This window comes from Pseudarthrobacter ribosi (assembly GCF_055412865.1).
Window position 1 is genome coordinate 1 of the sequence record NZ_JBVAYZ010000019.1, and the last position, 18,474, is coordinate 18,474.

The following is an 18,474-nucleotide window of genomic DNA, read 5'->3' on the forward strand; positions in this document are numbered from 1 at the left end:
GACCGGGTGGCCGGCGATCACGCCGTCGACGGCCTTCGCGGCGGTCTGGCCCGAGGTCGTGTTCTGGGAACTGGCGGTGACCGACGCCGTGGCCGCGACGTTGGCGGCGGTGGGGACTGGGGCTGGCGCGGGGGCCGCCGTGCCGGGGTAGGCCTGGAGTTCGGCGAGTCCGACGTTTCTGGTGGTGCCGCTGACGGTGGTGACGGTCAGCCGCAGGCTGGTGGTGGCGCGGTCGGGGAAGCTGATGCTGGTCGCCTTGCCGGCGTTGTCCAGGGCAGGGACCGGGACGGTGGTTCCGTCGGAGAAGGTCAGGGTTGCCCCGGTGACCTGGTCGCTGCTGTTGGGCCGGTCATAGAGCACGACCCTGTTGAGGGTGACGGCGGCGGGGAAGGTGAGGTTGAGGTAGCTTCCGGCCCGGCCGCCGACGGTGGCCCATTCCCGGGTGGCGTCGACCGGGTGACCGGCGATCACCCCGTCGACGGCCTTCGCGGCGGNCGGTCGTGTTCTGGGAACTGGCGGTGACCGCCGCCGAGGCCGCAATATTGGCGGAGTCGCCCGCGACGTTGGTGGTTTCCGTGCCGGCCGCCGGCGGCACTGCGGGCGGCGCGACGGTGTAGGACCGGGACAGCCATTTGCCGACCGAGTTGTCGGAACATTCAAGGGCTGTGGTGCAGGTCTTGGAATCATGCTGGGCGTAGGCCAGGAAGGCATCGGTCTTGGCCGTCAGATCGGGATCGACCACATTGGACGGGCGCTGGGAGATTGGGTAGCCCTGGTAGCCGGTGATCGTGTGGGGCACGGTGTAGAGCTGCTGCGCGGCGAGCACGAGGTAGGCGACGGTGTGGTGGTCGCTGTGGTCTCCGTCGCCGTAGCTGCCGGCGAAGTCCAGCGTGGCAATCTGGTCCGGCCGGTAGCTGTTCATCAACGCCAGCAAAGTGCCCCGGAGCTCCGGGAGGGTGTATGAGGAGGACCGGTTGACCGCGGTGATCGTGCTGATCGCGCCACTGTAGAGCTTCTGCAGGCTCTGGTAACCGGAGACGGACCCGCCCCTTCCATCGCGGTATCCGTCCGGCAACCGCATGAAGGCCAGCGAGAGTTGTTTTGCCCCGTCCAGGGTGGCCACCGGAATCGGGTGCCCAGCGATACCGGCATCCGAAGTTGTCCAGGAGTCGGCGACCCCGGCGAGGTGGGCATAGGCAGCCTTCACCCCGTCCTCCCGCGAGCCCCAGTAGTCCGCGTCGTCGTTGGCGTCGCCGGCCGTCAGATAGACGGTGCGCACGCACAGCCCGTCGCGGATGGCCGAGAGGAGCCCGGGGCCCTGGAACAGCAGGTCATCATCCTGGTGGGCGACGACGTTCAACGCCGTGCCCGCGCGGCACCCGGCGTCAGCGGAGGCGTCCGGTGCGGTCGCCATGCTCCCGGTGAGCGCTGCGACTAGCGCTACCGCCAGCAGAACCAGGGACCCTCTACGCGGCCGGGAAAACGGCATCTGGCTCATCCTTACTGTCATGGCGTCGCCCTGTCGGTCATGACAACACGCGCGGATTCCGCTGGGGCCACCCGCAATAGGGCAACCCGCAAAGCAAAACTACATCCCTTTTACTTAATATTCAAGCTACATGCTTTTCGACATAGTTAATCGGCCCGGACGCCGCGGGCGGCCGGGCTCCGGCGGAAGGGGGAGGGTAAAAGGGGAGGGTAAAGTGGATGAAAACGCGGCCTGACGAGCGCCTTGCCGCTAACGCTTTTTGATCAGCCGGGAGGCAAAATAGTGGTGGTTGCGCGACGTCGAATCGCCCTCGACGAGGGGCGCGCAGCCCTTACCGCCTGGCAGGCAGCCAACGCCCCCGGGCCGGATGCCGCGAATGCCGCCAGCCCCGGGGCGGGCACGCAGGTCCCCCGCAGCACGCTGGCGACGGCGGTGCGTTACTCCCTGGAGGAGGTCACCGCCCGGGCACCCGGGAATTCAGTGGAGGTCCGCGTCCCGCCGTTCGGCGTCACGCAGTGCGTGGAGGGTCCGCGGCATACCCGCGGCACCCCTCCGAACGTCATTGAGTGCGACGCCGCCACCTGGCTGGCGATGGTCAGCGGCCAGTTGAGCTGGGCGGACGCCGTCGATGCCGGACGGGTGGCCGCCTCCGGGCTGCGCGCCGACCTGTCCAGCCTGCTGCCGCTCTAAGCGGACTGCGCCCGGGCTACCCGCGTCCGATGAACGGCATCCCGGCGGCGGTAATCACGATGGATCCGACGCTGGCGGAGGGCGGCATCCCGGCCATCAGCAGAACCGCACGCGCGGCGTCCTCGACCGGGAACATTGGCTCCACGCGGCTGCTGCCGTCGGCCTGGACGGCCCCGGAGCCGACGCCGATCGTGTCCATCAGCTCCGTGGCCGTGTTGCCGATGTCGATCTGGCCGCAGCTGATGCCGAAGCCGCGGCCGTCGAGTTCGATGCTCTTGGTCAGCCCGGTCATGGCGTGTTTCGTGACGGTGTAGGCGACCGTCCGGGGCCGGGGCGAGTGGGCGGCGATCGAGCCGTTGTTGATGATCCGCCCGCCCTGGGGTGACTGCGACTTCATCGCCCGGACAGCGGCAGCTGCGCACAGCATGGAGCCGGTCAGGTTCACCGCCACGGTGGCGTCCCAGTCCGCGAGGCTAATCTCGTCCACGGAAGCCGCCGGCCCGAACACGCCAGCATTGTTGAACAGCACGTCCACGCGTCCCCATTGCTCCAGGGCGGCGGCGAAGAGCCGCTCGACGTCGTCGCGCACGGTGACATCGCAGGCAACGGCGAGCGCCTGGGCATGCCCGGCCCCGGTCTCCAGCAACTGAGCCTCCCGCCGGCCGGCCAGTACCACCCGGTACCCGTCCGCGAGCATGAGCCGGGCGACCGCCCGGCCGATCCCTGAGCCTGCGCCGGTGACCACGGCCACTCGGCCGGGCAGGTGATGTCGTGTCATCCGGCTAGCGTATGCCGAGATCCCGCACCAGGACAGTGTTCCGCGCCAACATTGCGGCGAAGTGTCGCCGGGCGAAGTGCCGGCCCTCCCCGCATCAGTGGGGGTGTCGGCGGGAGCGCCTGCCCGCGAGGACGCCGGACCAGAAAGCGAGCGTCAACAGTCCGAGGCCAACCAGCACGACGCCCGCCCATTTCTCCGCATCCATGACCAACAGGCCCGGGAGGGCAACGGTCTGCTGGGACAGCGGTGCATAGGCAAACCAGCCGAACTCCTCCTGCCGCACCGGCAGCGACAGGAGGACCGCCCCCGCCGCCAGCAGGACCGCGCCCAGCAGCGGCACCGCGAGCCAGATCAGCCGCCTCTGCGGGGACGGTCCGGGTTCCTTCGCCCCGAATGGCTTCATGGACACACTGTAACCGCTGGTCAAGGCGGTGGACGCGGCCGGAATTCGCGGCCTGCGGCCCGCTCCCGGCTCCTAGCCCGGACGGACCCGGGCGGCGAGCCGCCCGATCGCGCTATCCCCGAGGTTCTGCAGCAGCTCCCGGGGGCTGGTATAGATTTCGACGGCGCCGGCCTCCCGGAGTTCCGCTTCACTGGTGCCGCCGCACGTCAGTCCGATGGCCGGGATGGCGAGCTTCCCGGCGGCGTAGATGTCCCAGACGGCGTCGCCCACGTAGACGGCGTCGGATGCCTGCACACCCACTGCGTTGAGGGCAGCGACCAGGATGTCCGGCGCCGGCTTGCTCTCCTTCGCGTCAGCCGAGCTCGTGGCCGCGTCAATAAAGGGGTCGGCGCCGATCGCGGCCCGCAACACTTCAAGGTCGCGCTTCCGGGCCGAGGAGGCGAGCGCAACGGCGAACCCGCCCTCGTGGCATCGCGCCAGCAGCTCGCGGGCGCCATCCAGCGGGCGCAGGGCGGGCCAGAAGGTGGCGAACACGGCGGCGTGCGAGGCCATGATGGTGCCGTCCTCGTTCCGGTCCCGGTCGTCCGGCAGCAGCCTGGCGAGGACCCTGTCCCCGCCCATGCCGACACTGCGGTGGATGCTCGCCATCGGAACGTCATGACCGGCCTGCCGGAACGCCTGCCACCAGGCGAGGGTGTGAAGGTAGGCGGAGTCGACCAGGGTGCCGTCGACGTCGAACAGGACAGCGGCACGGCGCCGGTCAGGGAGCGGGGCGGCGGTCATGCGGTCTGCGGGGCGGGGGCGGGGGTGGCTGACGGGATTCTCATCAGTGGTGGGCGCGTGATCGTTTTCCGGCGGCCAGCGCTCCGCCGGACAGGGAGCTTCCTCGGCCGGCGCCTCCGGCGGTCCTCCTGGAGGCCCTGGAGAGTGGTCCCACCGGCGCGGCCTGCCCGCCGGCGCTGCGGTCCCGGATGAGCCCGGTGCCGGCAATTTCGCGGGCCTGGGCAATACCGGCCACAGCTGCCCGCTTTGTGGGAAACGTGACCGAAATAGCCATCAGGCTTCCTGCTCCGTCAAGCATCCGAATCCGGTAGCCGCCGTCGGGCGCGTCCACGAGCTCGAAGTATCCAGCCATCGCTCACTCCTTATGTTTTTCACCCCCACACCGGGGTATTAGTAAGTATACTTATCTAAGGTCTGGACGAAAACCTTGGCCCGCGGTAACTGAGAGACGGCTTCGCCCTTGCCGCGTTGTTGATCAGCGCCCCGGGGGCGCCGAGTCGCTGCGCCGCACACCGTCCTCGTGCAGTTCCAGGGCGCTCATTACGAGGGCGAAATGGCTGAACGCCTGCGGCGTATTTCCCAGCTGCCGCCCGGCCTCGATGCTCCATTCCTCGCTGAGGAGTCCGACGTCGTTGCGCAGCGCGAGCAGCCGCTCGAACAGTTCCCGCGCCTCGCGGTGCCTCCCTGCCCCCAGGAGTGCCTCGACCAGCCAGAACGAACAGGCCAGGAACACTCCCTCCCCGCCCGGCAGCCCGTCGTCGCATTCTTCCGGCTTATAGCGGCGCAGGAAGCCGTCATGGGTCAGTTCCCGCTGGACGGCATCGATCGTTCCGATCACCCGCGGGTCATCCGGGGCCAGGAACCCGACGCGCGGGATGAGCAGCAGGCTCGCGTCGAGCTCCGGCCGCCCGTAGGACTGCAGGAAGGTGTTTCTGTCGGCGTCGAACCCTTTGGCCATGACGTCGGCGCGGATCGTGTCCCGGAGCTCCTCCCAGCGGTCCGCGGGGCCGGTCAGGCCGAAGTCGCGGACGCCCTTCACCATACGGTCCGCCGCAACCCACGCCATCACCTTGGAGTGGGTGAAGTGCCTTCGGGGCCCGCGCATCTCCCAGAGCCCGTTGTCGGGCCGGTCCCACGCGGTCTCGAGGTGTTCCATCAGGGCGAGCTGCACGTCCCAGGATTCGTCGGTGCTGGTGAGCAGCGAGTTCCGGGTCAGGGACAGGCAGTCCAGCACCTCGCCCCAGACGTCGAGCTGAAGTTGCCCGGCCGCGTCGTTGCCAGTCCGGACCGGGGCGGAATTCTCGTACCCCCTCAACCAGGGGAGTTCCACTTCGGGAAGGCGGCGCTCGCCATGGATGCCGTACATGATCTGCAGGTCCTTGGGGTCACCCGCGACTGCCCGGAGCAGCCAGTCGCGCCAGGAGGCGGCCTCCTCCGTGTACCCGGCCGCGAGCAGCGCCTGGAGCGTCAGGGTGGCATCACGGAGCCAGCAGAACCGGTAGTCCCAGTTCCGTTCGCCACCGAGCTGCTCCGGCAGGGAGGTCGTCACGGCCGCCACGATCCCTCCGGTAGGGGCGAATGTGAGTGCTTTCAAGGTGATCAGCGAACGCTGCACGGCCGAGCGGTAGGGCCCGGTGACCGTGCACTTGGCAGACCAGTGCCGCCAGAAATCCTCAGTCGAAGCGAGGACCGGCTCCGGGTCCACGGCGCGGGGTCGGCCCAGATGGCTCGGCGCCCAGGTCAGCACAAACGGCACCCGCTCCCCTGCCGTGACGGTGAAGTCGCTGATGGTACGCAGGCGCTCGCCCCGGAGCGGCGCCTCGGTCACGAGGTACGCGGCATCGGGACCGGCGATCGCGTGGATGCCCTGATCGTCGTGGCGGACCCACGGCACAATGTGGCCGTAGTCGAAACGCAGGACCAGCTCACCGCGCATCCTGACCGTTCCGCGGATGCCCACGACGATCCGCACGATATCCGCTACCGCGTCGCGGGGCGGCATGAAGTCGATGACCTTGACCTTTCCCGAGGGGGTCTCCCATTCGGTTTCCAGGATGAGAGTGCCCTTGCGGTAGTGCCTTCGGGTGCATTCACCGCCGTCCTCCGGCGCCAGCAGCCAGCGCCCCGCCCGGGGAGTGTCGAGCAGGGCGTTGAAGCAGGCCGGCGAGTCGAAGCGCGGCAGGCAGAGCCAATCGATCGAACCCTCGGTGCTGATCAGGGCGGCAGTGTGCAGATCGCCGACCAGTGCGTAATCCTCAATGCGAGCCATGGACTCACAGTGCCACAGCGGTTTCCCCGGGACTAGGATCCATAGATGCTGTAACGGAACTTCGGAATAACGTCCCCGCAGGCCGCCGAGCGGGCGGGGGAAGCCTAGGAAGGGCCGGGAAAGGGGATTGCTGGATGGACCACGGCGCGACCCAGTATGGACCAGCGCACATCGGCACCAGCGGCTGGAGCTATGACCACTGGGAGAACGTGCTCTACCCGCCGGGGCTGCCGGCGCGGGAGCGGCTGGCGCACTACGCGGCGCGCTTCACGACGGTGGAGCTCAACGCCAGCTTCTACCGGTGGCCCCGGGACACGTCCTTCGCCAGCTGGCGCCGGCGGCTTCCGCCGGGCTTCCTGCTGACCGTCAAGGCCCCCCGTGGGTTGACCCACGGCAAGAAGCTCTACGCCCCAGAGGTCTGGATCGAGCGGATCGCCCGCTGCTGGCACGAACTCGGGGAGAAACGCGCAGTGCTGCTGGTCCAGCTGCCGCCGGATTTCGCCCGGGACGACGCGCGGCTCGAGTACTTCCTGGCGGCGCTGCCCGACTGGATCCGGGTCAGCGTGGAATTCCGCCACCCGAGCTGGGATGCGCCGGAGGTTTACACGCTGCTGGAACGGCATGGCGCGGCCTACTGCGTCATGAGCGGAGCCGGACTGCCGTGCATCCTCCGTGCCACCGCGGCATTCGTCTACGTCCGGCTGCATGGCCCGGACTGGGAGCACCTCTACGGCGGCTCCTACTCGGACGATGAGCTGCGCTGGTGGGCGGACCGGATCCGCGAATGGCAGGCGGCCGGCAAGGAGGTCTTTGTGTATTTCAACAACGACGGCGGCGGGAACGCCGTGCGTAACGCCACGGTCCTGAGGGATGTGCTGGGCGTCGACTGAAACGTGGCGTTTCCGGACACGGTCCGCGGCGGGACTGACCCTTGTGGGAGAGTGGAGGCATGGAATTGGCGTCACAGGAATCTCCCCGGCAGCAACCAATCACCGGCAACCGGGCGTTTCGCCTGGCGCACCTGGTCTCGGACACCGTTAACCGTGCCCGTCTGAAAGCGGCCCGGCGCTGGGACTTTGTCCCGACGACCGTTGCCTATCAAGGCTACGGATCCACCACGTGGGTCCGGGTCCTCGGCCGGGTGGTTCTGACCACCAGGCCCAACCCCGGCAGCCGAGGTGAGCGGGCAGCGCAAAACGGCAACCAAAACATCCGCGGCTGGCGGGCGTTCACGTCCGTCCCGATCCAGTACTCCGAGGTGGAGATCGAGATCGGCGGTGTGACCGCGCGGGTGCATGCGGACCGCGGCGGACTCGTGGACACCGTCGTGCAGGTGGAGCTCACCCCGGGCTGGCACACCGCGGTGCTGCGCGCCGAGGGGACAGAGCCGGCTTCGGCAAAGATTTTCATCATCGCCCCCGACACGAAGCTCGGGATCGTGTCCGACATCGATGACACGATCATGGTCACGGCGCTCCCCCGGCCGTTCCTTGCGCTCTGGAATACCTTCGTGCTGAACGAGCGCGCCCGGATGGCGACGCCCGGGATGGCCGTGCTGATGGACCGGATCATGGTGGAGTACCCGGAGGCCCCGGTTATTTACCTGTCCACCGGGCCGTGGAACGCCGCCCCCACCCTGGCGCGCTTCATCACCCGCAACATGTATCCCTCCGGCGCCCTGCTACTCACCGACTGGGGCCTCACCCACGACCGCTGGTTCCGCAGCGGTCAGGAGCACAAGCGCCGCAACCTGGAACTGCTCGCCGAGGAGTTCCCGAACATGCGCTGGTTGCTCTTCGGGGACAACGGCCAGCACGATGAAGCGATCTACTCACACTTCGCCCAGCAGCATGGCGACCTGGTGGCCGCCATCGGCATCCGGCAGCTCTCCGCCAGCGAAGCTGTCCTGGCCGGCGGGCACTCCGAGACCGGGGACCATACAGGCTCCAACGTTCCGTGGATCTACTCCCCGGACGGTGCAGGCATGGCAAAAAGCCTGCAGGAGCTGGAGATTCTCTAAGCGCCGGCCGTCACCCGCGCGTCAGCCGGTGCCGGCTCCGCCTGCCAACACGTTTCATAATTGATGTCGGTGGCTCGTGATGAGATGTTCTTATGGATCTCGGAAGAGTCTGGAGTGTGGAGAGCAGGGAGGCGCTGGCGGGCGTCGCGGCTTCCGTTGCTGAGCTGGCTGCAATCAGCAGCGCCGGGGATGACCCAGTTGATCAGTCTGGCATTGATCCGTCCGGCATTGATCCCTTCCGGGACCATGCCGGTCCGTCCCGGGAGTCCGAGGCTGATCCACGGGCTCGGGAAGTTAGCCCGGAAGGAGGCCCGGTCCGCGGCGCTGAAGGTGCGGCTGACCGCGGAGTACGCGGCGGCGACGAGGGCCCTGGCGTCCCCGACGGCATCCCTGCGGGACCGCACCGTCCGGGAGATGGCGATTGTCGCCGAGCTCGCGTGTGTCCTGACGGTCAGCGAACACGCCGCCGGAGCCCTGCTCGGCAACAGCCAAGCGATGACAAGTTCGCTGCCGCTGACCCTGGACGCGTTGCAGGCCAGGACGATCTCCTGGGCCCACGCCCGGATCATGGTCGACGAAACCGGTGACCTGGACCCGGCCGGGGCGGCGGCACTGGAGGCGCACTTCCTGGACCCCACGCGCCCAACCCGGCCCGCGGATGCCCGGCCGGGGAACTCGTCCCGGGACGCTTCCGCGCCAAGGCCCGCACCTGGCGCGAACGCCACCACCCGGTCAGCATCGAAGCACGCCACACCAAGAGCGCCGCGGACCGGCGGGTCGAGTTCGGGGCGATCAGGGCCCGGGCCATGGACGGCCACCCCACCTCCCGGCCCCGAACACGAACACGGAGCCCGAAAGCCTCCCGCTCCTTTCTGCGTGATCAGCTACGAATTCTGCATGATCGACTACGAGCCTGCGGGCTGGGGGTCGGCGGTGTCGGGCGCAACCGTTACAGCACCGGACGCGACCTGCTCGGAATCGGCGCCAGAATCGGGGGTCTCCGGGACGGCGTCCCGGTGCCGGGCCGCGAGGACTTCCTGGAGCCAGTAATACGAGGACTTCTTGGTGCGCTCCTGTGTTTTGCGGTTCACGTGCAGCAGTCCGAATTGCTGCTTGTAGCCGCCCGACCATTCGAAATTGTCCATCAGGGACCACACGTAGTACCCGCGCAGCTCGACCGACTCTGCAGCGCCCCCGGGCAACGTCGCTTCGATGGCGGTGGCAATGTGGTCCGCCAAGTAGCGCACGCGGCGTTCGTCCGGGATGATCAGTCGGCCGTCCGGGTCCCGGATCTCAAGGTCTTCGAAGCTCGCCCCGCCCTCGGTAATGTAAACCGGCGGAAGGGTCGGGTAGCGCTCAGCCATTTCCGCGAGCGCGACAGACATGTACTCCGGTTTGATGGGCCAGCCGTACGCTGTGGTCTCGGTGTCCGGGAACTCGACAATGTGGAACGGGGAGCCGGGTGCGGTGCCGCTCAGGTCATCGCCCATGGCCTCGGCCATCCCCTTGGGCACCGCTCCCTCGCCCGGGCCGGACGCCACCCGCGTTGGCATGTAGTAATTGAGCCCGTAGAAGTCCAGGGGCTGCGAGATCAGCTTCATGTCTTCGCTGGACGGGCTGAAGGAGGAGAAGAAGGTGGCGGCCCGGATGGCATCGGGGTACTTGCCTAGCAGGACGGGGTCTGCGTAGAGCCGGTTCTGCGCCATGTCCATGAGACCGGCGCTGAGCTTGTCCAGCGGGTTGATCGAGGCCGGCACCATCGGCGAATAGACATTCGTGATCCCGATGTCGCCCGGCACATTTGCGGCCCGGAGCGCCTGCAGCGACAACCCGTGGCCCAGCAGTTGGTGGTGGACGCTAGGCAGGGCCTTCAGCATGAGCGCTTCGCCCGGCGCGTGCATCCCCAGCATGTAGCCGTTGGTGCTGACCGTGGCGGGTTCGTTGACCGTCACCCAGCGGGTTACCCGGTCCCCGTACGCGGCCGCTGCGATCGCGGCGAACTCTCCAAGCCGGTAGGCCGTGTCCCGGTTCATCCAGCCGCCAGCCTCATCCAGCTCCAGCGGCGTGTCCCAGTGATACAGCGTGGCCATCGGTGCGATCCCGTTGGCCAGCAGCAGGTCGATCAGCCGGTCATAGAAGTCGAGGCCCGCGGGATTGACCGGACCGCTGCCGCCGGGCTGAATGCGTGACCAGGACAGGGAGAACCGGTAGGAGTCGACCCCGAGTTCCTTCATCAGGGCCACGTCTTCGGGCATCCGGTGGTAGTGGTCGCAGGCAACTGCGGGGCTGTGGTCCCCCACGATCGCACCTGGCCTGGCGGCGAAGTGGTCCCAGCCCGAGGGGCCGCGTCCGTCCTCATCCAGGGCACCTTCGATCTGGAAGGCTGCAGTCGCCACGCCGAGGGTGAAACGCGGCGGGAGCAGGGCGGCCAGGTCCTGGGCTGATGCTTTCATCAGTGGAATCCCCTATGTAGTTTCGGGCAGTTGACTGATTTTAGGCCGCGGCGCAGCCCCGCGCCACGACCGGCGCCCGCGTGCCCGGCCGGACCGCTGTCGGACCAGCTCCCGCGGAACCTCAGTACGCCGCGGCCTCCGGCCCGAACAGGAATTCCTTGGCGTGCGCCACGGCCTTTGTGAACGCATCGTTCCGCAGCGCGAGCAGCGGTTCGGTCTCACCCACGGTGGGCTCCAGATAACTCGTGTACCCCGGCCGCAGCACCCAGATATCGTCCCCGGGCGGCAGGTAGAAGACACCGAAAGAGCGGTGCTGGCTGTCATCGGCGGTCCAGATCGGGACGACGGCGAGCGCGGCCCCGGTGTCGATGTTGATCCACTGGGCCCGCGGCAGCGGTGCTTCGTGGGCTTCCGGGTCAAGGAACGGGGCTGTGCCCTTGCCCCAGCGCACCTCGAAACGCTCGTGGAAGACTGGCATCAGGTGCGAATCGTAACGGCGCCATGCGCTCATGGCCGCCCTCCTTCTCTTGTGGTGCTTGGCCTGGTGCCGGCAGTGCCTGACGCGGCAGCCGCTGCCGCTGTCGCTGGATAATTTGCGGCCGCTTCGACGTCGGGATGGCGGAGGCGCATCAGCGCCGGAAGCGTGCTGGATCTCGGCCACCGTCGCAACCGGCGTCACGTGCAGGACCGCGTAGTAGCCACGGGGGTCGCGATTCGTCGATTCAGGGCATGGACGGACCGGACGGGGACCAGAGGACGCCGGCTGCGGCCGGTGCCCTCTGGTCCCCGCGCTAATCGACGGCTCGACGGTGTGCGTCCGCCGCCGCCGCTACGTCCCGATCTCCTGCATCTTGTCCTGTGTGTGCGTGATTTCAATCTTCCGCGGCTTGGCCTGCTCCCGCACCGGAATGCGGAGCGTCAGGACGCCGTCGGCGTAGGACGCCTTGACCTTCTGGGTGTCCAGGGTGTCGCCCAGGATGAGCTGGCGGCTGAAGACGCCGCGCGGCCGCTCCGAGGCAATCAGCTCTACGTTGGGCTGGGTCGGGTCGCGCCGTTCAGCCCGGACGGTCAGGACGTTGCGCTCAATGTCGAGGTCCACCGAGTCAACGTTGACGCCGGGTAGATCGAAGGCGACGACGAATTCGCCGTCTTCCTGCCATGCGTCCATCGGCATGGCAGCGGGCCGTGCCGCCGTTCCGAAGACCTGCTGGGTCAGCCGGTCCAGTTCACGGAACGGGTCCGTACGCATCAACATCATTTCCCACTCCTTCATGCGAGAGTTCTGTCCTTTTCATGTATCCAGCCAGCCTGATTATCTGTTGTGATGGATATAGATTTTTTATAACACCGGTGCGACACTGATGCAAGAGGAAAAGTCTCGGCACGCCGGAACCGGCGTCTGGAGTCTGCGAAGGGAGCACTGTGACGGAACGTGGACAGGAGCTGGGCTTGTACGCGATCTCCGTGGTGGCGCAATTGGTCGGGACCGGGCAGCAGAACATCAGACTTTATGAGCGGAAGGGCCTGCTGACGCCGGACCGCACCGCCGGGGGAACGCGGCAGTACAGCAACGCGGATTTGGCTGTGCTGCGGCGGATCAGCGAACTGCTGGAGGAGGGGCTGAACCTGGCCGGAGTCGCCAAGGTGCTGGAGCTGGAGGCGGTCAACGCCCGGCTGCAGGGCGAGCTGACCCGCCTCCGCTCGCGCCGGAGCCAGGGACTACGGAGCCAGAGACTACGGGGCTAGGAACTACACCTGGGGCTTCCGGCCCCCGGCGAGACGGTGGGATTCCTCGAGGAGTTCGGCCAGTTCCTCGGTATCGATCCGGTCCAGCCGCACCAGCACAAGCTGCGGTGAACGCTCGTGGTGCGGGGTCCAGAAGAAGGTGTCCGAGTCCGTTCCGGCGAGGGCTTCGCGTTCCTCGGTCTTGACCGTGAGCACGCCTTCTTCCCAGATCCTGGCCATCAGGGTGGCCGCGAACCAGGCCGGCTGGCCCCAGCTGGGCCGTTCGACCACGCCCGGCAGGGCCAGGGCAGCGCGGCGGACATCATCTTCGGTGGCCATGGCCCCACTGTGGCACCGGCGCCCGGGCGGGACAAGAGGCGGCCGGGGGTTCTAGGTCTGGCTGGTGTCGGATTTGGAAAGCATTCCGGTGATCTGCTCACCGCGGATGCGGGCGGTCCGCCAGGTGTCCAGGGCGATGACGCCGCCAAGGATCACGAACGAGATGGACAGTGCGGCCAGCGCGTCGGTCAGCCAGTGGTAGCCCAGGTAGAGCCGGCTCACCGCGGCGAAGAAGATCCCGACGCCGGCCAGCAGGAACCCCGCGACGGCGGCCAGGCGGTTGTTCCGGCGGGAGAAGATCAGGAAGGTGCTGACCAGCAGGAAGTCGCAGGCGCCGAGGACGTGACCGGACGGGAAGGAGAAGGTGTAGTCGGCGCCGAAGAGCATCAGGTCCACGGGCGGGCGCTGGCGCCCGATGGTGCGCCCGATGATCTGGGCGAGGATCACCCCGGTGAGCATGGCGCCGGCCAGGAGCATCGGCCGCCAGGCGTGCTTTGCCAGCAGGCCCCAGGCCACCGTCACCACGAGGATGATGATCGGCAGGGCAACGGGGCCGAAGACGATCGCGAGGATGATCATGCTCGTCGTGAGCGGTTCGGAGCGGAGGGTCAGGAGCCAGGAACGGACCGGTTCGTCGCCCGCCGTGAGGCCGTCGTGCTGGAGGACCCCGGCAAGGATCGAGAAGAACAGCACGGCGCCCAGAATCACAAGGCCGACGGCGATCCGGTACAGGTTCTTCCGGTCCCGCTCGCTCATGTAGCGTTCCTCCACCACGAACTTGTCGTGGAACACCCGCCACCGGCCGGGCGATTTCCCGGTATTTTCCTCTGCCATTCCCGTCCCCGCCCTTGCGCCGTGTGGTTAGTCCCTTCCTGAAGAATATCCCGGTTCCGGTGCCGCCGGGGCTGGGGCTTCCCGGCCGCCCCCGTGCCGGGCGCCCCGGTAGCCTGAAGCCATGGGCGTTATGAATGAACTGATCAACCCGGGTGCGGTCCGTTCGCTGGAGCGGATCCTCACCGCGGCCGCTCCCGGCCGCAGCTTGACCCGCCTCGCTGCAACGGCCGGGGAACTCGACGAACTGAGCCTGCGGGAACGCACCGACCTCCTGAGCCGCGCCCTGCTGGCTGACCTGCCGGGAAACTACTCCGGCACCGCAGTCATCTTCCGCCGGGCGCTGGATGATCCGGACTTCACCGGCTGGATGATCTGGCCCGTGACCGAGACGGCGGCCACCCTCGCCTTGGCCCGCAAGGAAACCGGCGATTTCGAGGATTGCCTGGCGCTCCTCGCTGAGCTGACGCCGCGGCTCACCTCGGAATTCGCGATCCGGCGGCTCCTCGCGGCCGATCTGGACCGCGCACTGGCCGTCATCCAGGGCTGGAGCTCCCACCCGGACTGGCAGGTCCGCCGGCTCGCCAGCGAGGGCACCCGGGCCTACCTGCCGTGGGCGATCCGCGTCCCGGAGATCACCGACCGGCCCGCCGCGACCCTGCCGATCCTCGATGCCCTGTACCGGGACCCGGTCGAAGATGTCCGGCGCTCGGTGGCCAACCATCTCAACGATCTGGCCCGCCACGCCCCGGACGAGGTCGTCGCCACGGCGGCCCGATGGCTGGCTGCCCCGGACGCGAACACGCCCAGGGTGGTCCGGCACGGGCTGCGGACCCTGCTCAAGAAGGCCCACCCGGGCGCACTGGAGCTGCTGGGGTTCCCGCCGGCGTCGCTCGCCGTGACGCCGCCGCGGCTGGACCGCACCGTCGTCGAGCTTCCCGGAGAGCTTGCCTTCGATTTCGAGGTGTCCAATATCGGGCCCGCGGAGGCCCGGCTCGCCGTCGACTACGTGGTGCACTATGCCAAGGCGAACGGCACCCGCGCGGAGAAGGTATTCAAGCTCGGAACGTCCGTCCTCGGGCCGGGCGAGTCAAGGCAATTCTCGAAGCGCCATGCCTTCCGCCAGATGACGACGCGGCGCCATCATCCGGGCGCGCATGTACTGGAACTGCAGGTCAACGGCGTGCGGTACGCGTCGACCGAATTTTTGGTGCGGACCGACACCGTTTAGGGCCAGAGCGGTGATTTGACGGGCCGATAAATATGACGTTATTGTCGCTTCAATCATTGGGGCCGACGAGTAAAACCCAAGAAGGACAGAGCGATGACCATAGCAACCGAGTGCATTGAGATCCAGGTCGACAGCCGTCAGGTCCTTGACGAACGGCTCGACGACGCCGTCCGCGGGCTCCAGCAGATCGCCATGGGAACCGGGACGCAGGGCATCCTGCTCACCCGGCACAAGGCCGGCCACTACACGGCGGCGCTATCCGACCAGGTGCCATTCGGCATGACCCGGGAACTCATTAACTGAACCTGGCTGAGCCTAGGTGCCTGACGTAGGCGCCTGCCTGCAGCACAAATAGCCAGGTCCCGGGCGGCGGAGCATCGACTCCCGCCCGGGACCTTTTTGGTGCCAGCCCGGTTCAGGCGGGGCGGGTCACCAGTCGTGGACCGTTCCGTCGACGAGGCGGTTGTAGGGCAGGTAGGCCTGCTGGTAGGGGTAGGCCGCGGCGGCTTCCTCGTTGAATTCCACGCCGATGCCGGGCGCCTCGCCCGGGTGCAGGTAGCCGTCGACGAACGTCATGGACTGCTCGAACACCGTGTTCGTCGCGTCGGAGTGCTGCATGTATTCCTGGATCCCGTAGTTGTGGATCGCCAGGCCCACGTGCAGCTGCGCGGCGAACCCGACCGGGGAAATGTCCGTAGGGCCGTGGAAACCGGACTTGATCTGGTACTGCGCGGCGAAATCCATCACCTTCTTCAACGGCGAGATCCCGCCGAAGTGCGTCGACGCGGCCCGGACATAGTCGATCAGCTGTTCCTTGATCAGGGTCTGGAAGTCATAGACGGTGTTGAAGATCTCCCCGATCGCCAGCGGCGTGGTGGTGTGCTGGCGGACCAGGCGCAGCGCGTCCTGATTCTCCGCCGGGGTGCAGTCCTCCAGCCAGAACAGGTCGTACGGTTCCAGCGCCTTGCCCAGCTTCGCGGCCTGGATCGGGGTCATCCGGTGGTGCCCGTCATGCAGCAGCGGCAGCTCCGGGCCGAACTCGTTCCGCACCGCCTCAAAGACCGAAGGCAGGTGCCGCAGGTACGCCCGGGTGTCCCAGTCCTCCTCCGCCGGGAACGCCCCCCGGCCGGCCGGCTCATAGTCATACCGCTCCCCCGAGGCCTGGGCCTGCGCCGCGACCCCGTACACGGCCTTGATCCCGGGCACCGCGGTCTGGATCCGCACCGACTTGTACCCGAGTTCCAGGTGCTCCCGGACCGAATCAAACAACGACTCCAGGTCCGCGCCCGAGGCGTGCCCGTAGGCCCGCAGCCCGTTCCGCGAGGCACCGCCCAGCAGCTGGTACACCGGCATCCCGGCCATCTTGCCCTTGATATCCCACAACGCCATATCCACCGCCGCGATCGCGGCCATCGTCACCGGACCCCGGCGCCAGTACGAGGACCGGTAGAGGAACTGCCAGGTGTCCTCGATCCGGTGCGGGTCCTTCCCGATCAGCAGCTGCGCGACGTGTTCCTTCAAATACGCGGCCACCGCGAGCTCACGCCCGTTCAGGGTCGCATCCCCGATCCCGGTCACCCCGTCCTCCGTGGTAATCCGCAGGGTCACAAAGTTACGGGACGGACTGGTCACAAAGACTTCCGCGGCAATGATTTTCACTTTTGGTCCAGGCTTTCCGTGTTGGTCTATGTTTGGTCAAGAATCGGTCAAAGTTTGTTCAAGATTCGGTCGAAGTCGGCCGAAGGCGGGGAGCGCTGCCGGACGGGGCCCTAGCGCTGGGTGGTTCCGCTGGGTGTGGCCCCGAGGAGGGCGAGCTCGCCCCGGCGGGGCAGGCCTTCCCAGTCGCCGGCAGTGCTGACGGCAAAAGCTCCCGCGAGGGCGCCGCGCTGCAGGCGGCCGGCCACGTCCTCACCGTCGAGGAGGGCGGAGAGGTAGCCGGCGGTGAAGGCATCGCCGGCGCCGACGGTGTCGATGCTGGTGACCGGCACGGCGGGGGTTTCCCACCGGCCGGAGGCGGTGTGGACCCCGGCGCCGGCCGCGCCGCGCTTGACCACGACTTCCCGGACCCCCCGGTCCAGGAGTTCGGCGGCCATGGCCGTTTCGGCGTCGTCGGCCGGACCGGCCCCGGCGGAACCGGCAGGGCCGCCGGCGGCAACCAGCCCGAGTTCGTCGTCCGAGGCGATCAGGATGCTGGCGTACCGGGCCAGCGGGGTGAGGACGGCCCGGGCCTCGTCCCTGGACCAGAGCTTGCTGCGGTAGTTGACGTCGAGGGATACCTCCAGGCCTTCGCCGGCCGCCCGGGCGGCCGCATACTCGACGGCCCGCCGCGCCTCCTGGCTGAGGGCTGCGGTGATCCCGGTGAGGTGCAGGACGCGGGCGCCGTTCCGGAAGGCAGCGTCGACGTCGTCCCGGTCCAGGGTGGATCCGGCGGAACCGGCGCGGTAGTAGAAGGCGCGGGTGACGTCGGCGGTGCGCTGCTCGAGGAACATCACGCCGGTGCCGCGGCCGGCGTCCTCACGGTGGTGCACCGCGATGCCCTCGCTGCGCAGCTGCCGCAGGATGAATTCGCCATGCGGGTCGGCGCCCACGACCCCGGCCCAGCCCACCCGGTGCCCGAGCCGTGCGACGCCGACGGCCACGTTGGACTCCGCCCCGGCCACGTGCATGCCCAGGGAGCCGCCGGCGGACAGCGGTCCGGCGGAACGCAGCGAGACCATCGTTTCCCCGAAGGTCAGGAGCTCAGGAATCCCCGGGACGGGAAGCACAGGGTCGGGCGTCACGGCCGGCGCTCCGCGGCGAGCCGGCGGTCGAAGTCCGCGGCGAGCGCCACGAACCGGCGGGCACGTTCCCGCACGGGATCCAGGTCGCCGCCGGAGCCGGCGTCCCCGAAGAGCGGTCCGCCCAGGCCGACGGCGACGGCCCCCGCCTGCCAGTAGCCGGCCGCCTCGTCGAGCCCGACGCCGCCGACGGCGATGAAGGGGATCCCGGGGAACGGGTCGCGCAGCGCCTTGAGGTACCCCGGGCCGCCGATGGACGCGGGGAAGAGCTTGACCGCGGTGGCGCCGCGGGTCATGGCCTCGTAGGCCTCGGTGGGCGTCAGCGCCCCGGCCAGGACCGGGATGCCGCGGGCTGCGGAAGCCTCGATCGATTCGGCCAGCGCCGGCGTGACCATGAACTGCCCGCCGGCCTCGGCCACTTGCTCGACGTCCTGCGCGGTGAGCACGGTCCCGGCGCCGACGAAACAGCCGGCCGGGGCGGCCGCGCGGACGTCGCGGATCGCAGCGAGGGCATCGGGGGTGGTCAGGGCGATTTCGACGTAGCGGAAGCCCTCCTCCATGGCCGCGAGGGCCGCTTTCGCGGCGGCGCCGCCGTCGGTGCCGCGCACAATGGCGACCAGCCGGGTCTCCCGGATTCCGGCCAGCAGGGCTTCCGGTGTCAGGTCTGTGGTCAGCTCGTCCGTCAT

Annotated in this window: 22 protein-coding genes; 6 read left to right on the forward strand and 16 right to left on the reverse strand. The window is 68.3% G+C overall.

The features are described 5' to 3' along the window. A partial coding sequence (locus ACZYZ5_RS16025; protein WP_463903139.1) for a DUF7402 domain-containing protein occupies positions 1-468 on the reverse strand: 468 nt, incomplete at its 3' end. Beyond that, positions 350-1,510, reverse strand: a complete 1,161-nt coding sequence (locus tag ACZYZ5_RS16030; RefSeq protein WP_463902999.1) for a PIG-L family deacetylase — start codon at positions 1,508-1,510, stop codon at positions 350-352. The genes ACZYZ5_RS16030 and ACZYZ5_RS16025, both read right to left, overlap by 119 nt. Positions 1,511-1,771: 261 nt before the next feature. Between ACZYZ5_RS16030 and ACZYZ5_RS16035 the strand changes: the two genes are divergently transcribed. After that, complete coding sequence (locus ACZYZ5_RS16035; RefSeq protein WP_463903000.1) at positions 1,772-2,179, forward strand: sterol carrier family protein; 408 nt, start codon at positions 1,772-1,774, stop codon at positions 2,177-2,179. Positions 2,180-2,195: 16 nt separating this feature from the next. On the opposite strand, the gene ACZYZ5_RS16040 is transcribed toward ACZYZ5_RS16035, so the two are convergent. From ACZYZ5_RS16040 to ACZYZ5_RS16060, 5 genes are all read right to left on the reverse strand, one after another. Further along, positions 2,196-2,957 (reverse strand): SDR family oxidoreductase, encoded by a 762-nt coding sequence (locus ACZYZ5_RS16040; protein ID WP_463903002.1) that lies wholly within the window; start codon positions 2,955-2,957, stop codon positions 2,196-2,198. Between the two features lie 94 nt (positions 2,958-3,051). Next, entirely contained in the window at positions 3,052-3,360 is a 309-nt protein-coding gene (locus ACZYZ5_RS16045) for a hypothetical protein (protein WP_463903004.1), read from the reverse strand. A gap of 72 nt (positions 3,361-3,432) precedes the next feature. Beyond that, on the reverse strand, positions 3,433-4,143 hold the full coding sequence (locus ACZYZ5_RS16050) for an HAD family hydrolase (protein ID WP_463903005.1): 711 nt from the start codon (positions 4,141-4,143) through the stop codon (positions 3,433-3,435). Positions 4,144-4,186: 43 nt separating this feature from the next. Next, the gene (locus ACZYZ5_RS16055; protein WP_463903007.1) at positions 4,187-4,495 is read right to left on the reverse strand and encodes a YegP family protein; all 309 of its coding nucleotides are present in this window, start codon (positions 4,493-4,495) and stop codon (positions 4,187-4,189) included. Positions 4,496-4,618: 123 nt separating this feature from the next. Beyond that, positions 4,619-6,412, reverse strand: coding sequence for a glycoside hydrolase family 15 protein (locus tag ACZYZ5_RS16060; RefSeq protein ID WP_463903008.1), 1,794 nt, complete (start codon positions 6,410-6,412; stop codon positions 4,619-4,621). A 134-nt stretch (positions 6,413-6,546) separates the two neighbouring features. On the opposite strand from ACZYZ5_RS16060, the gene ACZYZ5_RS16065 reads away from it, so the two are divergent. Together ACZYZ5_RS16065 and ACZYZ5_RS16070 are read left to right on the forward strand one after the other, a co-directional pair. Beyond that, on the forward strand, positions 6,547-7,302 hold the full coding sequence (locus ACZYZ5_RS16065; RefSeq protein ID WP_463903009.1) for a DUF72 domain-containing protein: 756 nt from the start codon (positions 6,547-6,549) through the stop codon (positions 7,300-7,302). A 59-nt stretch (positions 7,303-7,361) separates the two neighbouring features. Continuing rightward, positions 7,362-8,432: an App1 family protein phosphatidate phosphatase gene (locus ACZYZ5_RS16070; protein WP_463903011.1), complete on the forward strand. Its 1,071-nt coding sequence runs from the start codon at positions 7,362-7,364 to the stop codon at positions 8,430-8,432. Here the strand turns inward: ACZYZ5_RS16070 and ACZYZ5_RS16075 are convergent. The 4 genes from ACZYZ5_RS16075 to ACZYZ5_RS16090 all read right to left on the reverse strand — a co-directional run bounded on the left by ACZYZ5_RS16075 (position 8,429) and on the right by ACZYZ5_RS16090 (position 12,140). Next, on the reverse strand, positions 8,429-9,250 hold the full coding sequence (locus tag ACZYZ5_RS16075) for a hypothetical protein (RefSeq protein WP_463903013.1): 822 nt from the start codon (positions 9,248-9,250) through the stop codon (positions 8,429-8,431). The two genes, ACZYZ5_RS16070 and ACZYZ5_RS16075, sit on opposite strands and share 4 nt — an antisense overlap. Before the next feature lie 87 nt (positions 9,251-9,337). Next, positions 9,338-10,885 carry a glycoside hydrolase family 1 protein gene (locus ACZYZ5_RS16080; RefSeq protein ID WP_463903015.1) on the reverse strand — a complete coding sequence of 516 codons (1,548 nt, stop codon included), beginning with the start codon at positions 10,883-10,885 and terminating at the stop codon, positions 9,338-9,340. A 121-nt stretch (positions 10,886-11,006) separates the two neighbouring features. Further along, positions 11,007-11,396, reverse strand: coding sequence for a hypothetical protein (locus ACZYZ5_RS16085; RefSeq protein WP_463903017.1), 390 nt, complete (start codon positions 11,394-11,396; stop codon positions 11,007-11,009). Between the two features lie 318 nt (positions 11,397-11,714). After that, positions 11,715-12,140 (reverse strand): Hsp20/alpha crystallin family protein, encoded by a 426-nt coding sequence (locus ACZYZ5_RS16090; protein WP_463903140.1) that lies wholly within the window; start codon positions 12,138-12,140, stop codon positions 11,715-11,717. A 167-nt stretch (positions 12,141-12,307) separates the two neighbouring features. Between ACZYZ5_RS16090 and ACZYZ5_RS16095 the strand changes: the two genes are divergently transcribed. Further along, a complete protein-coding gene (locus ACZYZ5_RS16095) occupies positions 12,308-12,631 on the forward strand; it encodes a MerR family transcriptional regulator (RefSeq protein ID WP_463903019.1) in 324 nt (107 codons plus the stop codon). Positions 12,632-12,634: 3 nt separating this feature from the next. On the opposite strand, the gene ACZYZ5_RS16100 is transcribed toward ACZYZ5_RS16095, so the two are convergent. Both ACZYZ5_RS16100 and ACZYZ5_RS16105 read right to left on the reverse strand, forming a co-directional pair. Then, positions 12,635-12,949 carry an MmcQ/YjbR family DNA-binding protein gene (locus tag ACZYZ5_RS16100; RefSeq protein ID WP_463903021.1) on the reverse strand — a complete coding sequence of 105 codons (315 nt, stop codon included), beginning with the start codon at positions 12,947-12,949 and terminating at the stop codon, positions 12,635-12,637. 51 nt (positions 12,950-13,000) lie between these two features. Then, the gene (locus tag ACZYZ5_RS16105) at positions 13,001-13,783 is read right to left on the reverse strand and encodes a phosphatase PAP2 family protein (RefSeq protein WP_463903023.1); all 783 of its coding nucleotides are present in this window, start codon (positions 13,781-13,783) and stop codon (positions 13,001-13,003) included. A 121-nt stretch (positions 13,784-13,904) separates the two neighbouring features. Here ACZYZ5_RS16105 and ACZYZ5_RS16110 point away from each other — a divergent pair, with 121 nt between their 5' ends. Continuing rightward, positions 13,905-15,011 carry a DNA alkylation repair protein gene (locus tag ACZYZ5_RS16110; protein ID WP_463903025.1) on the forward strand — a complete coding sequence of 369 codons (1,107 nt, stop codon included), beginning with the start codon at positions 13,905-13,907 and terminating at the stop codon, positions 15,009-15,011. A gap of 93 nt (positions 15,012-15,104) precedes the next feature. Beyond that, positions 15,105-15,314, forward strand: a complete 210-nt coding sequence (locus tag ACZYZ5_RS16115) for a hypothetical protein (protein WP_463903027.1) — start codon at positions 15,105-15,107, stop codon at positions 15,312-15,314. A gap of 126 nt (positions 15,315-15,440) precedes the next feature. Here the strand turns inward: ACZYZ5_RS16115 and manD are convergent, their stop codons facing one another. From manD to ACZYZ5_RS16130, 3 genes are all read right to left on the reverse strand, one after another. Next, positions 15,441-16,670, reverse strand: a complete 1,230-nt coding sequence (gene manD / locus ACZYZ5_RS16120; protein ID WP_463903028.1) for a D-mannonate dehydratase ManD — start codon at positions 16,668-16,670, stop codon at positions 15,441-15,443. 110 nt (positions 16,671-16,780) lie between these two features. Next, positions 16,781-17,791, reverse strand: coding sequence for a sugar kinase (locus ACZYZ5_RS16125; RefSeq protein WP_463903030.1), 1,011 nt, complete (start codon positions 17,789-17,791; stop codon positions 16,781-16,783). Beyond that, the gene (locus tag ACZYZ5_RS16130) at positions 17,788-18,474 is read right to left on the reverse strand and encodes a bifunctional 4-hydroxy-2-oxoglutarate aldolase/2-dehydro-3-deoxy-phosphogluconate aldolase (RefSeq protein ID WP_463903032.1); all 687 of its coding nucleotides are present in this window, start codon (positions 18,472-18,474) and stop codon (positions 17,788-17,790) included. Before ACZYZ5_RS16130 ends, ACZYZ5_RS16125 begins: the two co-directional genes overlap by 4 nt.

Bases quoted from the DNA above. Each gene is read 5' to 3' on its own strand.
- ACZYZ5_RS16085 (WP_463903017.1), bottom strand. From the start codon at position 11,396: ATGAGCGCATGGCGCCGTTACGATTCGCACCTGATGCCAGTCTTCCAC.
- ACZYZ5_RS16040 (WP_463903002.1), bottom strand. From the start codon at position 2,957: ATGACACGACATCACCTGCCCGGCCGAGTGGCCGTGGTCACCGGCGCA.
- ACZYZ5_RS16050 (WP_463903005.1), bottom strand. From the start codon at position 4,143: ATGACCGCCGCCCCGCTCCCTGACCGGCGCCGTGCCGCTGTCCTGTTC.
- ACZYZ5_RS16070 (WP_463903011.1), top strand. From the start codon at position 7,362: ATGGAATTGGCGTCACAGGAATCTCCCCGGCAGCAACCAATCACCGGC.
- ACZYZ5_RS16045 (WP_463903004.1), bottom strand. From the start codon at position 3,360: ATGAAGCCATTCGGGGCGAAGGAACCCGGACCGTCCCCGCAGAGGCGG.
- ACZYZ5_RS16115 (WP_463903027.1), top strand. From the start codon at position 15,105: ATGACCATAGCAACCGAGTGCATTGAGATCCAGGTCGACAGCCGTCAG.
- ACZYZ5_RS16065 (WP_463903009.1), top strand. From the start codon at position 6,547: ATGGACCACGGCGCGACCCAGTATGGACCAGCGCACATCGGCACCAGC.
- ACZYZ5_RS16105 (WP_463903023.1), bottom strand. From the start codon at position 13,783: ATGGCAGAGGAAAATACCGGGAAATCGCCCGGCCGGTGGCGGGTGTTC.
- ACZYZ5_RS16055 (WP_463903007.1), bottom strand. From the start codon at position 4,495: ATGGCTGGATACTTCGAGCTCGTGGACGCGCCCGACGGCGGCTACCGG.
- ACZYZ5_RS16090 (WP_463903140.1), bottom strand. From the start codon at position 12,140: ATGTTGATGCGTACGGACCCGTTCCGTGAACTGGACCGGCTGACCCAG.
- ACZYZ5_RS16130 (WP_463903032.1), bottom strand. From the start codon at position 18,474: ATGACGGACGAGCTGACCACAGACCTGACACCGGAAGCCCTGCTGGCC.
- ACZYZ5_RS16110 (WP_463903025.1), top strand. From the start codon at position 13,905: ATGGGCGTTATGAATGAACTGATCAACCCGGGTGCGGTCCGTTCGCTG.
- ACZYZ5_RS16060 (WP_463903008.1), bottom strand. From the start codon at position 6,412: ATGGCTCGCATTGAGGATTACGCACTGGTCGGCGATCTGCACACTGCC.
- ACZYZ5_RS16080 (WP_463903015.1), bottom strand. From the start codon at position 10,885: ATGAAAGCATCAGCCCAGGACCTGGCCGCCCTGCTCCCGCCGCGTTTC.
- ACZYZ5_RS16100 (WP_463903021.1), bottom strand. From the start codon at position 12,949: ATGGCCACCGAAGATGATGTCCGCCGCGCTGCCCTGGCCCTGCCGGGC.